This is a genomic window from Pseudoalteromonas sp. 0802 (genome assembly GCF_013350085.1).
Lineage (GTDB): Bacteria > Pseudomonadota > Gammaproteobacteria > Enterobacterales > Alteromonadaceae > Pseudoalteromonas.
The window spans coordinates 140,662-154,728 of record NZ_JABVXE010000004.1; the positions used below are offsets into that span (position 1 = coordinate 140,662).

A 14,067-nucleotide genomic window follows, 5' to 3' on the forward strand; every position below is an offset into this window, starting at 1 on the left:
TTTATGAGTATGAAGTACTGATAATAAAAACGAGAACACACAATGACTAAGCATCACTTACATACACAATGTATTCATGGTCCAGAAAAACCAAATGACCCACATGGCGCACTGAGTGCGCCGCTTTACCAAACCTCTACCTTCGCATTTGCTAATGCAGCCCAAGGTGCAGCCCGATTTGCTGGTGAAGAGCAGGGCTTTATTTATACCCGTTTAGGTAATCCGACAACCCAAGAGCTAGAACAAAAAGTGGCTCAGTTAGAAAACTGTGAAGCAGCGGCTGCCACAGCGACCGGTATGGGAGCCGTGTCTGCGTCTGTGCTTAGCTTTTTACAACAAGGTGACCACCTAGTCGCATCAAGCGCGTTATACGGTTGTACTTTTGCATTTTTTGCTCACATGTTGCCGCGCTTTGGTATCGAAGTTACTTTTGTTGATATGACCAACGAGGCTGAACTTCGCGGCGCGGTTAAAGCCAATTCAAAAATGATTTTTGCTGAAACACCAATTAATCCGACCATGGCGGTGCTTGATCTAAGTTTAATCGCCGATGTTGCCAAGCAGCATCAACTGATAAGCGTTATCGACAATACCTTCTTAACGCCTCTGCTCCAGCAACCTACCTCGTTTGGCATTGATATTGTGGTACATAGCGCAACTAAATACCTAAATGGCCATGGTGATGTGGTAGCAGGACTTGTGTGTGGCACAGAAGAGCATATCAACCTAATCAAAATGACGGTGCTAAAAGATATTGGTGCAACGATTAGTCCTCATGATGCATGGTTAATTAATCGCGGTTTAAAAACTCTTGCTGTGCGCATGGAGCGCCACTGTGCAAGTGCCCAAGTAGTTGCTGAATATTTAGAGCAACACCCGTTAGTTAGCCAAGTTTATTACCCTGGGCTTAAATCACATCCGGGTCATCAATTTATTGGCTCACAGATGAAAGCCGCTGGTGGTGTTATTGCCTTTGAAATAAAAGGCAGCCTTGAAGATGGCGAAACATTTATAAATAACACCCAACTTTGTACACTTGCGGTCAGTTTAGGGGATGCTGAAACCCTCATTCAGCATCCTGCATCGATGACACATTCGCCTTATACACCTGAAGAAAGAGCAGCTGCTGGGATCAGTGATGGCTTAATTCGATTATCAGTTGGTCTTGAGGATGTTAACGATATTATTAACGATCTTAAAACTGCATTTACATTCATTGGTTAGGTTGTAATTTTAAGTTTACGGTTGTATTTGCTTTTAGCCCTTTAAAAATGTGGTGTGTAAACTTTTAGATCTTTTGGTGTAATTTTAACTTTACGTTAAGGCTGTTTCTGCAAACCTTAGAAACAGCCTTAACTATTAAAATTTCGCTTACTTTTACATAGTATCGGCTTAACAAGTTAATGAGATTCTGATCAATGCTGATCAAGATTTAACGAAGAAGGTTATTATGGCTAAAGCAAGTAATTACACCTCCAAGCAACCTGATGAAAATGGGGTCATCCATTGGAGCGAAGAAGAAAATAAAATATGGTCTGAGCTAGTTGCTCGCCAACTCGCTTGCATAGAAGGTAAAGCCTGTGATGAATATTTAGCAGGTCTTAAGAAAATTAATTTACCAACAGATCGTATTCCACAACTTAGTGAACTCAACGAAGTGTTACTCGAAACAACGGGCTGGCAAGTTGCGCCTGTTCCGGCACTGATCGATTTTGATGAGTTCTTTCGATTATTAGCAAACAAGCAGTTCCCAGTAGCGACTTTTATTCGCAGCCGTGAAGAGTTTGACTACTTACAAGAGCCAGATATCTTCCACGAGATTTTTGGTCATTGTGCGATGCTTACCAACCCAGCATTTGCTGAATTTACACACAAATATGGTCAGTTAGGTTATGCCGCTGAAAAGAAAGATCGTGTTTATTTAGCACGCCTTTACTGGTTTACTGTTGAGTTTGGTTTAATGCAAACCGAACAAGGTCTGCGAATTTATGGTGGTGGTATTTTATCAAGCCCAGGCGAAACACAATACGTGTACTCAGATAAGCCAGAAATCAATGCGATGAACGTGCTTGATGTATTACGTACACCTTATCGTATTGATATTATGCAGCCTGTGTACTACACCATTAATTCAATCAATGACTTATTTGATATTTCACAAATGGATATCATGTCGCTGGTGAGTAAAGCAAAAGAATTAGGGCTACATGAGCCAAAGTTTCCTCCTAAAGAAAAATTAGCAAGTTAAGGATTTATAATGTCTTCATTAAGCACACAAAAGTGTGAAGCGTGTCGTGCGGATGCGCCTAAAGTATCTGATGCTGAATTAGCAGAATTGATCAAAATGATCCCAGATTGGGTTCCTGAAGTGCGCGACGGCATTATGCAATTAGAGCGTGTTTACAAGTTTAAAAACTTCAAGCAAGCACTTGAGTTCACTAATAAAGTGGGCGATATGGCTGAAGAAGAAGGCCACCACCCTGGTCTGTTAACCGAGTGGGGCAAAGTAACTGTTACTTGGTGGAGCCACTCTATCAAAGGGTTACACAAAAATGATTTTATCTGTGCTGCTAAAACAGACGATGTATTCGCTGCACTGTAAATTTTAAGTTCTGCCCAGAACGATAAAAGGCGTAACCTCCGGTTGCGCCTTTTTGCTTTTTTAGAGCCCAAGAATTAACATTAGGCTCTTATCTATGGAAGAACACTAGAAAAGTAAAGAATGAAAAACAAAGCGCTGATTCTGCCATTCCTACTCATTTTACTGCCCTTAATTGATAGCTTGTTTATCCCGCAAACATTTGGCATTCAATGGCACAGCCCTAAGCTGATGTATCAAATAGGCGTAGCACTGATGATTGTAAAGCTCACTATGGTTGCCATTGGGCTTTGGTTATTACTCAAAGCAAAGCGCCTTTATATGGAAGCCAGTAAATCGATCCGTATTCTTAAATTTTCAGTATTTTTACTCGGCGGCTTACAAGTGGTGATAATAACAGCAATATGCTTTTGGTATTTAGTAGCGGGCACGCAAGCGAAACATTTTATGCTGCAAGACAACATTGCTGTATTTACCGCTGATTATGGCGTTTTTGCTCCGGTACATCATGAGTTCTCATTTATATGCTTTGATGCCAACGGTTTTTACCACATGCAACCTATAGCCCAGCTACCTTGGCTCGGAACTTTTACGTTTACTAGCCAAGATTCGCGTTTGATCATTCAACATAAAAACCAAAGTGGCGCGAATACTCAAGAAATTTCATTAAAAGGGTATGGCTGTTTGCAGTGAGAGGTGTTGGCTTTGTGAAAGGTGACTGCAATTAAAGTGGTTTTCAGGAAGCTGAGATTGGCTTAGTACGGCAACAATCATTATAAAACCATCTTCTTTAATAAAATAAGCGGTATGTTTACCAACAGAAAAGTAAAAACCATTTGGATAAATGTCATTACAGCTACGCCTAATTTCTGGATTTTTTGAAAGTTTTTTATAAAGTATCCAAGAAGTCTTTACCATCAACTACATTACCTTGAGCTAAGTCTCTTGTTGCGTTTTCAAAGCAATGCTTAATATAGTCGACTTTCTTATTTTTTAATTCTTCATAATCCTTTATAGACATAAACTCTACGGCGTCCTCGTTGTTTTACTAATTTTAATAGGTTCACGCTGGGCGTTTAAAAGTAGTTCACCAAAATTACGTTTTGCATCATTTGCTGTTAGTGTATTCATGGCTGACCTCTAAAATAAAGTGATAGGGGAATTCTATTAAAAAGCATTAAATGGTCAAAATAATTAAATCGCACGATTAGTTTGGGTTCTGTAGTTTTACTTACAAGGCACTGATTATATAAGGCACGTAACATATATAAAAGAATTATGAAATTTATATTAGATGACATAGTAATCGAGCATATTGAAAACTCTGATCCTATTTCAATAAAAGTAGGAAAGGTTGGCTGTAGCCATGGTTATATTGACTTAGAAGTAAATATGCTATCTATCTCTCAAGCAAATGAAGCACTTACAACAGGTGGAAGGCCAAAAAGCTTAAAATTTGGTTCAGCCCTCAAAGGATGTAAGTTTAAATTTAGTAAGCAAGAGACAAAATTTTACACAGGTTCAATGCTTTGGTGGTGTTTGCCACTAAGCTTTCGCTGGGAACCTCTTTATTGCTATGAAATAAAAGAGGTTATTAGAATGATTCACTATTTTAAAGCATTATAAGGCGAGTATTTTAAACGCGAATCGTAGCTGTAAACTTAGTTCTGCGTTTTTCTTTCATAAGGCAGTAGCAAAATCTAACCCAATAGATTGAAAAAATTAAAGGTTATAGATAAATGTCAGGTACAAAGTTGTATACATTTTTAATGGATTGGAATGGCGGTACTTTCATATCTCAGTCTAGGGGTGACAATATTCAAGAAGCAACTAAGGGTTGGTTAAATCAATTAAGTATTGAAGAAATAAAAACATCTGAAAGAAGTCTTTCTTTGTTTAAGAGTAGTTTACAGGACGATTTACAGCCAATTGCAATAGAGGGTAATACATCTGTTTGGTGTCTTTCTGAATTCATAAGTGGTGAGTTAGCAATCATTAATATAATCGCCACTCTCGAAAAATAAAATTACTCTACTGGTTAGAGCAAATGGAGGGTGGAGCTACCTTTCGGCTTCTAAAAAGTCTAAAACTAAGAGGCAATAGATTTATGCCAAAGTTAAGTCAAATAGAACTTTACCTTGACGGTAATTATTCGAAAGAAGATAAAAAGGTGTTTCTTTTTAAGTCTCGTTGCTTGTGTAATTTTTGGGAAAGGGAAATCAGTAAACTCAAGTTTACCTCTAAATACTCACGAATAAATGTTTATGTGACAGATGGCAGTACAGAGATAAGGGTGCAGCCAATGAAAGTTGTGCCTTTCCTCGAAGTTGTAGTTCATTACCCGTTAGAGAAAATAAGCCATTTAAAGGATTCTCAGTTTCAACAGCATTACATAAGGATATTAGAAAAAGCTTTGTCGGCTGCTATATCTGCAATGCCAATTCCTCTTGAACAAAGCTTGGATATATTGCAACGGTTCGAAGCTAACAATTATGAGAATGAATGGGTTCAATCTGAAAAAGTATCGGCCAAGAAATCAATAGAATCTAAAGTCATTGCTACACTCTCAATGCATGAATTTAAATTAACTCAATTTGTTTATTTGGATTGCAAATTAGCAGATCAACTAATTATTGTTAAGACTCTACCAAGAGAACTCTTGTTTAATAGTTATCTAGGCAAGCTTTCTATATCAAAGGGCAATATTCTTGAATATAAAAAAGGAAAAAGTACATTGTCACAATTTGATCTTACATCAGCTAAATTTATTTAGTTTGTTTAACTAAGCGTATTTGAAGTGGGCTGCTCTATCTTATTACTTTAATAAGTAAAAAAAACATGACCTGATCCTATCAGTGGAATAGATATGTTTTAGATTAGAGTTGAGGAATTTTCTCAAATTCCTAGTGTAGGCAAAGTTTTTCAAATTGCACAAGACTATGAATGCATAGATGAGCTATGGATATACTAAGCTCTGCATTAAGCTCGATTGATGACATAAAATTTGTAATCGAAGGGGTTGGAATAAAGTGGCCTGTTGATGTAACGTCGGATTTAGTCGGTAATTCTGCGTCGAAGATAGTTGACTCTAAGTTAAATAAAAAGAAGCAACTCTAAGTTGTCGTATAGGAAATTGATTAATGCTTAAAGAAAAAAATTTTTTTTGACGCCCAGTTAAACATGCATTATGGGCCACGGTACTTATTATGATATTTGTAACTATCAGACTCGCTATAGGGGAAAGGGTCGGTACAAATTTTGAAATAGCCATAAGGTATATTTTTGCTTGGCCTTTTGTTTATGCTTGCGTTCACATCTTACTAATTGTTTACCTGTACTTTAACCCAGATGCAGATAAACCAAGGAATTAATAGGATTTCTTTGAAATACTTCTCAAAGCAAATAGGATCTGATTTGTGCCATTCTGCCATCAGGTAGCGGTGCAGCTGGAGCAATAGGGTATGCAGTCAATGAATCATCAAATAGCAATACACCATCTATTAGAGATACTTTGGTAATTGGGCTGATGTATAAACTGGACCTGGAAAGCAAGTTGGTAATGCTATTGGCAAAGCCGCTGAAGCGTATGCACAAAAAAGGAAAAACAATAATGTTCAGTAAACAAGAAAAAGCTAATTTTAGTCGATATTGGAAAGGTGTATTTAAATATATCTTTTTTGTACTTTTCGGGTTTACTGCCTTACGAGTTGCTTTGTTATTCTTATATGACGATGCGGAAAATGTGACGTTATTTTCCATACTCACGGGCATCTTAATTATTGGTGTGGGATCCGTGCTTGTTTCTGTGTTAATTGCACTAATGGCGATTTTTAAAGAGAGGTAGTAGGAGCTATAGGAAAAAGCAAACTCCTCTGTTGAAGGTCCTAAAAAAGAAGAACTTAATAAGAAGGTGGAATAAAGATGATTCAGAAACTAATAGTTATTTTTTTCTTTTTGTTTCTTCCCGCAATCGGTATTTTGTTACATGCGTTTACGAAGTTTCTACATCTTTCTCAATGGGAGATTATAAACATCATCGTTTCTGTAATTTTTTCAGTGCTTTTTATTATGAAGCAATATTTGTTATCGAAAACGTTAGGAGCATTACTGGTTACTTCAATAGTCTCTAAAAATGCATACTTACTACTTGAATCTTCAGATGAAATTACAACAGCTATTATGCAAGTAGGTTTCGTTATAGTTTATCAAGCTGCACTGGGCTTACTCGCTTTGTTCTTTCTTCATAAGAAAACTAATTTGTATAAGTTGTCAGGTCTTGCTTTTTGCTTTTATAAGGCAAAAAACAAGACTTGACCCTCATAACAGTAATTTCAATAAAAAAAGAGCTAGGAAAAAGCACCATATTGATGGTTCAACGACATTTACTAGAAAAGATGGAGAATTCAAAATAGAGTTGAACGGGAAAACTTTAACATACGGAAAAAATTAGAGTTATGAATTTAAGCGATTCAGAACAACAAGTTCAAAATTTGTTGAACTTAGGTTCTAAGCAATTTGAAAAGGCAAAGAAAGATATTAAAGCTATCGGGATTGAGTGTTTTGCATTAGAAGAAGATCAATTTTCAATATATGACGAAGTCCTATTCTATTCTGAAGTTATCGAAGGTGTAGCCTATAAATACTCTAAACTGACTATTTCCGGACGCTCTGAAAAGTTACTTAAACTACAAAAGTTAACACTATTTGAAAATACTGATTTTAAATCTTGGTTTTCAAAATATCATCTAAAGTACCATGAGTACGCCATGTATTTGCTGGTTTTAGAGAGCTTAAGAAAGCTAATAGTATCTGACCTTGAACTCGAAAGTGACTATAAATAATCTTGGTTCGTTTGCCGCTCAAAAGCGGTCACCCATCAGAAAACTCCGGACAAGCAGGCAGCTGTGTTTTTTGATCTTTAGTTCAAAATCAGATGAACCTGTATGCCTATGTTGGAAATGATCAGAAAACAAGAAATGCGGCTTCAAAACTACCAAATGTTGTGGTGAACAAAAAAGGGAAATGGAAAGTTAAAAAGAGAAACTTAAATGAATGAAAAGTTTGTGAATACATTATCAATACTGCATAAAACGGCATCTGTTGTTGAGGCAACTAACTTCTTAAATGAAGGAGTAAGTGCAGACATTAAAGCGCAAGGGGGTATTACACCGCTGCACTTTAATGAAAATTATAAAGTCTTGAAACTTCTTATTGATAGAGGAGCTGATGTCAATGCTTCAAGGGATGATGGACAGACTCCTCTTCATATACAAAATGATTCTAAAATTGTTCAACTGTTGATCGACAATGGTGCAAACGTTAATGCGTTAAATATGTATGGTGATACTCCTTTGCATTTATCGGAAACTTTGGAAAAAGTGAAGCTTTTAGTATCAAATGGGGCGGATATTAACATTTTGAATGAAGATAATGAGCTACCTGACGATTGTTATGGTGAAGACATGGAAAGTCAAAATATGATTAACTTTCTAGTAAGTATGCGAGATTAATGTGTTCGTTGAATCCAAAGCCTCGCTAGTCGGGGCTTTGCTTTTTTGTGGTAAGTTCGTTATGTTGCTGTAATTAATAAGGAAGTTGAATTAAGGAGTATTATGTCGATTATTCGTCACATCGCTATACGTAATTTCAGAGGAATTCAGTCTCTGGATTGGTATCCAACGGAAGGTGTAAATTGCATCATTGGCCCTGGTGACTCAGGAAAATCTTCAATACTTGATGCGATTGACTTATGCCTAGGAGCAAGGCGCACTATTAGTTTTACAGATGCTGACTTCCATAACTCCAATATTGATAACCCATTTAGGGCACTTAAGTGATGAACTTCTTAGCATTGAGCGCTATGGCAGTTTTCTCCGTTCTTACAACCTTACTACTAAGGAATTCTATGATGAGCCTCAAGTAGGCGCTGAAACTGTTATTACAGTTAGGTTGGTCGTGGATAAAGGTTTAGATCCAGACTGGGGCTTATATTCAAATCGCGCTGCTCAGGAAGGATTAGAGAAGCGACTTCCTTGGAGTCACAGGGAGCTAATTTCACCCAAGCTAGTAGGTTCAGGTCTTGCTTTTTGCCCTTGATAAGTCTGAAGTGGCAACTTATTAGTGAAAACGAATGGCTCAGGTTCAATTGTCGCTACGCATAAGTATGGCCCATTTGGAGAGCCGATTAATACCAGCTCATCGCGTTTCCGTTATACTGGGTAAATCTTAATCCCAGGTACTAAGCTTTATTACTACAAAGCACGGGTTTACAATCCAAAGCTCGGCCGTTTTATGCAGACCGACCCCATCGGCTACGAAGACGGCATGAATTGGTACGCCTATGTGGGGAATGATCCGGTAAATATGGTCGATCCTAATGGCAAGTTTATGCACATTGTGGCTGGAGGAGGAATCGTGGCGACAGGTGGAGCTGCATCTGCAATCTTAAGTGGGTAGTGCTAATTGTTCTTTTGGTAAATGTGTTCAGGCAATGAAATTTTCGGATAACGTAAATGCTGCTATCGCTGAGACGACAAATGTGCTTATATCTGCGGAAAAGACGAATTTGCAAACTAAGAAGTAGAAATGGGTTATACAGTTCTCAAAAAAAGAAATCTATACAACTGGTTGAAATTCATACTCTCCGTTCCTCTGATTGTAATAATTGCAATATTTGTAACTGCTGTTAATTTTTATGGGATAGAGTGGATTGTTGGAGCCATTTTATTTTGCGCACTTCTATGGGTATATAGAGTCTCATATTCATTCAGTGATGCAGAAGTAATGGTAGGATACTCTTTTAACTTACTTGGCTTTTATTATTTATCTGTGAAATTAAACGGTTCAAAAGTGAAGAAAGTTACTAGAGAAAAAATCATCAAATTCAAAGTCAGTGAAAAGAAAGAGTTCATTTTGGACTCGACTCAACTACATAAAACAGGTCCCAAATTCAAGTTAGAATGACAATATGCATAACGAAATGTCAAAAAACAAGCGTAACTCTTAATAATCATTTCACCCTTTATCAGAAATGCCAGCTCTTAAAATATTTGATAGCTGGCAGTCATCTCAAGCCTAATAGTTATTGCTTTACCTGAACTTCGACTTCTTGCCCGGTTTGTAGTTGCTCGGCGCCGCGTACTGCGACTTTATCGCCCGCATTTAAAGCGATGTTTGAAGTCGGGGTGACTTCAACCAGTTTATCTTTGCCATTACCGACTTTTACGGGAATTTGCAGGGCTTTGTTGTCGTTGTCGATTTTGACGATATGGGTGCCTTTTTTGCGTAAGATCAGCGCATCGCGATTCACCAGTAGTACATCCCCTTTGCTTTTTAGTGGCACGGCTACATCAACAAGTTGGCCAATTGCCCATGTTTGCTCGGCATCATTTGCTAGTAGGGCACGTACTTCTACGGTTTGTGAACGTGGATCGGTTGATGGGATCACCGCTGTTACGGTGGCTGTTGTCATATCAGGGGCTGATAAGTCGCCGGCTTTAATTGGTAACTCTATGCCTTTGTGTAAAAACTTTAAGTATTTAACAGGCACGTACAAACGCACCTCTAAGTTATTAATATCAAGCAGGGTGACCAGTTCATCTGCGCGATTTATTTCGCGACCAGCGCGTTTAAAACGCTCGCTGATCACGCCATCAAATGGGGCGCGCACGGTTGCACGCGAAAGTTGATCGTCTATCACTTTTAATTCAACCTTAGCCAGTGCGATATCAGATAACGCAAGGTCATGCTTATTTTGCATATCATCGACTTGGCTTGCTGCAGCACTGCTGGCTTTGGCGAGTTTTTGTAAACGAGCGAGCTCTTGTTGATATAAACGTAAGTTTATTTTGGCGCGGTTGAGCATTTCTTGTTGGCGTGCTTTTTCCAGTTCAAGCGGCAAGGTGTCCATACGAACTAGGGTGTCGCCACTTTTAACCAGAGTTCCTGGCTCAACAACATATAATAAACGGCCGCTAACGCCTGCTGTTAGGGTCACATCGTCTTTGCCATACAAAGTGCCGCTGACTTCAATTTCGCTTGTCAGTGGAGCTTGTGTGACGGTTTCTACCGTAACAGGTACGACTGCAAAGGCGTTAAATGCGATAAGACTGAATAGCGCACAAAAGCGAGCGGTTAATTTACGAAAAGGTGTGTTCATTGTTTTAATACTCATTGATTCGATACCAAGCTTAAAGGCGTTTTTTCTGGTTGCTGTTTGTTATTAACGGGCGGCAGCTGTCTGCCAAGTTGTAATAAACTTGGCATTAATATCAGGGTAAATAGGGCGCTAATGGCCATGCCGCCGACAATCACAGTGGCAAGGCCACGGTAAATTTCTGATCCTACCCCCGGCATTAGCATCAGTGGCAGCATGCCAAATAAGCTGGTTAAAGTACTTAAGTAAACGGGTCTTGCGCGCAGCAGTACAGCTTGACGAACGGCGTCTTCTCGACTGAGTCCTGCGGCCATCGCAACGCGGGTTTGGTCAACCAATAAAATGGCATTATTTACCACCAGACCCAGCAAGATAATAAAGCCAATCATGGTCAGTAAGTCGAGCGATTGGAAGGTAAATAAGTTAAGTACGAATAGGGCCAGTACACCGCCTGCAATTGCCAATGGCATGACCAGTAAAACTAACGCGCTGTCTTTGGCTGACTTAAACAATGCGGTCATTAGCAAGAATAAAATAAACAGAGCCAAGATAAAGTTGATTGTCATTTCTTGCATGGCCGAATTCATTTTTTGTGCGTTACCCGCCAAAATCGCGCCAGAGCTGTCAGGCAAGCTTGCACGAACTTTTGGCATAACTTGCTCAGAGAGAATAGTTTGCGCTTGTTGCAAGCTCATGTCTGCTGGTGGCGTGACAACAATACTCACGGTACGGCGGCCATTAACACGTCTAAGCTGGGTTGGTCCTACGGTGCGTTCAATATTGGCAAGCTCCCCTAAAGTTTGAATACCTGATTGCGGGGTCACAATGGGCAGTGCTTTAAGCTCCTCTGGAGTTTGCCATGGTATGCCACGCAAAATCACGTTCATGCGTTCGTTGCCATCAAAGTATTCATTAACAAATAACCCACCTGTGTAGGCTTGCACTGCCTGAGATACATCACGACGAGTTAGCCCAGCTTGGGTTATACGACGGTCATTGGGTGTGAGCCTAAGCTCTGGCTCTGCCATATCGAGTCGTGGTTGTGGCCTTGCGGTGGCATTCGGCATTGCGTCGGTGACAGCTTGCAGCGCCACATTAGCACCGGCGATTAGCTCGTCCATATTCGGACCCGTTAAATCGATATTGATATTACGACCATCACCGCCATTAGCAACTTGGATCATCGACCCTCTAAAGAAGAATACTTGGGTGTCGGGTAAATCAATGAAGATTTCTTCTCGGGCTACCTTCATTAATTCTTCAACACGTTGCGGATCGGCAGAATAAATAAAGCCGCCAGCATTCGAACCAAAAGCATAAAAGTTAAAATCTTTTATCCCCGGCTCTTTTTCACCTGTGTAATAAGGCATTAAGCGCTTTTTAATACGCATCAGGAGCTCTTCTTCCATAAACTGCACATTGCCGCCAGGCGGGGTGTTCAAGTTAAAGAAAAAGCCATCGGTTGGTGCGCGCGGCATAAAATCAGTTTTCGGGAGCATGGTCATGGTCGCAACGAGTGAGCCACCCAATAACGACACTATCCACACTATTTGTTTAACGCGGGTATTGGTAAGCGCCATGATGAAGTTAGTCAGCTTGTGCCAATATTCACGATAAGGATCCGCTTTGAGCTCTTTGTCTGGCCAAAAATGGTTAGCCAACGGAATAAGTGTAATTGCGCAAATCATAGAGGCAATAACGGCAATAGATAAGGTGAGCGCCAAGTCAGAGAATAACTGCCCCTCAATACCTGCCATAAATAAAATTGGCAAGAAGATAGCAACGCTGGTGGTGGTTGAGGCAAATAAAGCGCCTGTTACTTGAGCTGCGCCTTTTAGCGCGGCTTTTTTACTATCAAAGCCTTCGCTTCTAAGCCTTGCGATGTTTTCTTGCACTATGATGGCGGCATCAAGTACTAAGCCAACAGCAAAGGCAAGGCCTGCCAGTGAAATAACATTTAAGCTGCGGTCAAAAATATTCAACGTTAAAAACGCGACTAACAAAGAGACAGGAATCGTCGCTGCAATGACAAGCGTGGCCTTTAAGCCTCTAAAGAACAGCCACAAGATTAAACACGACAGCAGAACACCTAGGCCTAAGTTACTTTTTACCAACGACAAAGCATTACGAATATGCACTGAGGCATCAAAACTTAATTCAATCGATAAGCCATTCTCAGCCAGCGGCCCTTCGTTTAGCTCTTTAATGGCAAGGTTAATGTCGTCGAGTAGGGCAACGGTATTGGCTTCGTTAGCGCGCGAAATACGAATGTAATACGCGGGTTTACCATTTCGACCACTCATTCCTAAACGGTCAGAAAAAGTGCGTTCTACACTTGCGATATCGCCAAGGTAAATGGGTCTATCGCCTGAATAACCAACGCGCATTTGTGCCATGCTTGATAAATCATATTGCCCAGTAAAACGTACGGTATATTGACGACGGCCAACATTGGCAAGGCCACCAGAGGTATCGCGTGAGCTGGCTAATACGCTACTGATTTGGTCAAGGCTGACGCCAAGTGCGGCGGCTTTGTGAGGGTCAAAGGTGATACGTAATTCTTTTGGTCGTTCACTGGCTAAATCAACGCGGGCAACACCAGGGATACGTGCCAAACGGGGCTCAACAAATTCATCGATTTGTTTTTGGAACTGCGCCATGTCTAAATCAAGGCTGTCGCTATTAAAATCTTTTGGGGTGACCAGTAACGTTGCTGCGGCTTCACCATTATTACCGCCAGCAAAAACCACAGGATCAAATGCATCTAACGGCAGGGGCGGCGCTTGGTTTAGGCTAGTTAATACATCAAGCATGGCCTGTTGCATGTTTTGTCCAACAGCAAAAGTCAACGTGATAGAGCCATTGCCACGGTTAATGTAAGTATTAACCTCTAGCGCACCCGGGGTGTTTTTTACTGCGTTCTCGAGCGGCTCAATGATCACCGATTCAATCTCTTCAGGTGCAGCTTGACGCCAGCCAGAGAAAATAGTGATCTGCGGTTGCTCAATATCTGGTGTGAGCTGAATTGGCAGCTTAAAAATACTCAACATGCCAAACAACATAATCAACACCAAGATGACAATAACACTCGCAGGGTTTTTCAGCGAACTACGTGTCAGGTTCATTGTGTGTGTTCCAAAATCAGTTTGTCTGCATTGTAGTGCGATGTAAAAAAAGTGCCAGTGAGGTAAATGAAATGTGTTTCAGAAGTAACGCTGAATAGCCGTAATTAAGCGATAAAGTGTGTATTTGAAATAAGATGTAACAATTTAGCTGAGGCGCTTTAAGTTTTAAGCATTAAGTAATAGCGCCT

The 14,067-nt window shown here is 39.9% G+C and carries 18 protein-coding genes and 1 pseudogene; 15 read left to right on the top strand and 4 right to left on the bottom strand.

The features are described from left to right. Positions 1 to 42: 42 nt before the first annotated feature. The 4 genes from megL to HUS61_RS10045 all read left to right on the top strand — a co-directional run bounded on the left by megL (position 43) and on the right by HUS61_RS10045 (position 3,292). Positions 43 to 1,224, top strand: a complete 1,182-nt coding sequence (megL, locus tag HUS61_RS10030; protein WP_138624626.1) for a methionine gamma-lyase — start codon at positions 43 to 45, stop codon at positions 1,222 to 1,224. A gap of 226 nt (positions 1,225 to 1,450) precedes the next feature. Continuing rightward, positions 1,451 to 2,248, top strand: a complete 798-nt coding sequence (phhA, locus tag HUS61_RS10035) for a phenylalanine 4-monooxygenase (protein ID WP_054553132.1) — start codon at positions 1,451 to 1,453, stop codon at positions 2,246 to 2,248. 9 nt (positions 2,249 to 2,257) lie between these two features. Next, complete coding sequence (locus HUS61_RS10040; RefSeq protein WP_036969771.1) at positions 2,258 to 2,602, top strand: 4a-hydroxytetrahydrobiopterin dehydratase; 345 nt, start codon at positions 2,258 to 2,260, stop codon at positions 2,600 to 2,602. Positions 2,603 to 2,722: 120 nt separating this feature from the next. After that, positions 2,723 to 3,292, top strand: coding sequence for a hypothetical protein (locus HUS61_RS10045; protein ID WP_175082834.1), 570 nt, complete (start codon positions 2,723 to 2,725; stop codon positions 3,290 to 3,292). Here the strand turns inward: HUS61_RS10045 and HUS61_RS10050 are convergent. Continuing rightward, positions 3,266 to 3,517, bottom strand: coding sequence for a type II toxin-antitoxin system RelE/ParE family toxin (locus tag HUS61_RS10050; protein WP_175082833.1), 252 nt, complete (start codon positions 3,515 to 3,517; stop codon positions 3,266 to 3,268). The genes HUS61_RS10045 and HUS61_RS10050 overlap by 27 nt on opposite strands. Further along, positions 3,489 to 3,730 (bottom strand): annotated as a pseudogene (locus HUS61_RS10055) (type II toxin-antitoxin system prevent-host-death family antitoxin). Before HUS61_RS10055 ends, HUS61_RS10050 begins: the two are co-directional and overlap by 29 nt. A 147-nt stretch (positions 3,731 to 3,877) precedes the next feature. Between HUS61_RS10055 and HUS61_RS10060 the strand changes: the two are divergent. The 11 genes from HUS61_RS10060 (at position 3,878) to HUS61_RS10110 (ending at position 9,562) form a co-directional block, all read left to right on the top strand. Further along, positions 3,878 to 4,225, top strand: a complete 348-nt coding sequence (locus tag HUS61_RS10060; protein WP_175082832.1) for a hypothetical protein — start codon at positions 3,878 to 3,880, stop codon at positions 4,223 to 4,225. A gap of 113 nt (positions 4,226 to 4,338) precedes the next feature. Beyond that, a complete protein-coding gene (locus tag HUS61_RS10065; protein WP_175082831.1) occupies positions 4,339 to 4,623 on the top strand; it encodes a hypothetical protein in 285 nt (94 codons plus the stop codon). Positions 4,624 to 4,706: 83 nt separating this feature from the next. Continuing rightward, the gene (locus HUS61_RS10070; protein ID WP_175082830.1) at positions 4,707 to 5,372 is read left to right on the top strand and encodes a hypothetical protein; all 666 of its coding nucleotides are present in this window, start codon (positions 4,707 to 4,709) and stop codon (positions 5,370 to 5,372) included. Positions 5,373 to 5,557: 185 nt separating this feature from the next. Further along, complete coding sequence (locus tag HUS61_RS10075; RefSeq protein ID WP_161805759.1) at positions 5,558 to 5,716, top strand: hypothetical protein; 159 nt, start codon at positions 5,558 to 5,560, stop codon at positions 5,714 to 5,716. Between the two features lie 409 nt (positions 5,717 to 6,125). Next, positions 6,126 to 6,443 carry a hypothetical protein gene (locus HUS61_RS10080; RefSeq protein ID WP_175082829.1) on the top strand — a complete coding sequence of 106 codons (318 nt, stop codon included), beginning with the start codon at positions 6,126 to 6,128 and terminating at the stop codon, positions 6,441 to 6,443. 77 nt (positions 6,444 to 6,520) lie between these two features. Beyond that, positions 6,521 to 6,913, top strand: coding sequence for a hypothetical protein (locus HUS61_RS10085; protein ID WP_175082828.1), 393 nt, complete (start codon positions 6,521 to 6,523; stop codon positions 6,911 to 6,913). Positions 6,914 to 7,053: 140 nt separating this feature from the next. Further along, complete coding sequence (locus tag HUS61_RS10090; protein ID WP_175082827.1) at positions 7,054 to 7,440, top strand: hypothetical protein; 387 nt, start codon at positions 7,054 to 7,056, stop codon at positions 7,438 to 7,440. A 207-nt stretch (positions 7,441 to 7,647) separates the two neighbouring features. After that, positions 7,648 to 8,109 (top strand): ankyrin repeat domain-containing protein, encoded by a 462-nt coding sequence (locus HUS61_RS10095; protein WP_175082826.1) that lies wholly within the window; start codon positions 7,648 to 7,650, stop codon positions 8,107 to 8,109. A 102-nt stretch (positions 8,110 to 8,211) separates the two neighbouring features. Next, positions 8,212 to 8,436, top strand: coding sequence for an AAA family ATPase (locus tag HUS61_RS10100; RefSeq protein WP_175082825.1), 225 nt, complete (start codon positions 8,212 to 8,214; stop codon positions 8,434 to 8,436). 391 nt (positions 8,437 to 8,827) lie between these two features. Next, positions 8,828 to 9,055 carry an RHS repeat-associated core domain-containing protein gene (locus HUS61_RS21885; protein ID WP_371319673.1) on the top strand — a complete coding sequence of 76 codons (228 nt, stop codon included), beginning with the start codon at positions 8,828 to 8,830 and terminating at the stop codon, positions 9,053 to 9,055. Between the two features lie 129 nt (positions 9,056 to 9,184). Further along, positions 9,185 to 9,562: a hypothetical protein gene (locus HUS61_RS10110; RefSeq protein WP_175082824.1), complete on the top strand. Its 378-nt coding sequence runs from the start codon at positions 9,185 to 9,187 to the stop codon at positions 9,560 to 9,562. 118 nt (positions 9,563 to 9,680) lie between these two features. Here the strand turns inward: HUS61_RS10110 and HUS61_RS10115 are convergent, their stop codons facing one another. Both HUS61_RS10115 and HUS61_RS10120 read right to left on the bottom strand, forming a co-directional pair. After that, a complete protein-coding gene (locus HUS61_RS10115; RefSeq protein ID WP_371319665.1) occupies positions 9,681 to 10,772 on the bottom strand; it encodes an efflux RND transporter periplasmic adaptor subunit in 1,092 nt (363 codons plus the stop codon). After that, positions 10,769 to 13,879 (bottom strand): efflux RND transporter permease subunit, encoded by a 3,111-nt coding sequence (locus HUS61_RS10120; protein ID WP_175082823.1) that lies wholly within the window; start codon positions 13,877 to 13,879, stop codon positions 10,769 to 10,771. Before HUS61_RS10120 ends, HUS61_RS10115 begins: the two co-directional genes overlap by 4 nt. Positions 13,880 to 14,067 lie beyond the last annotated feature (188 nt).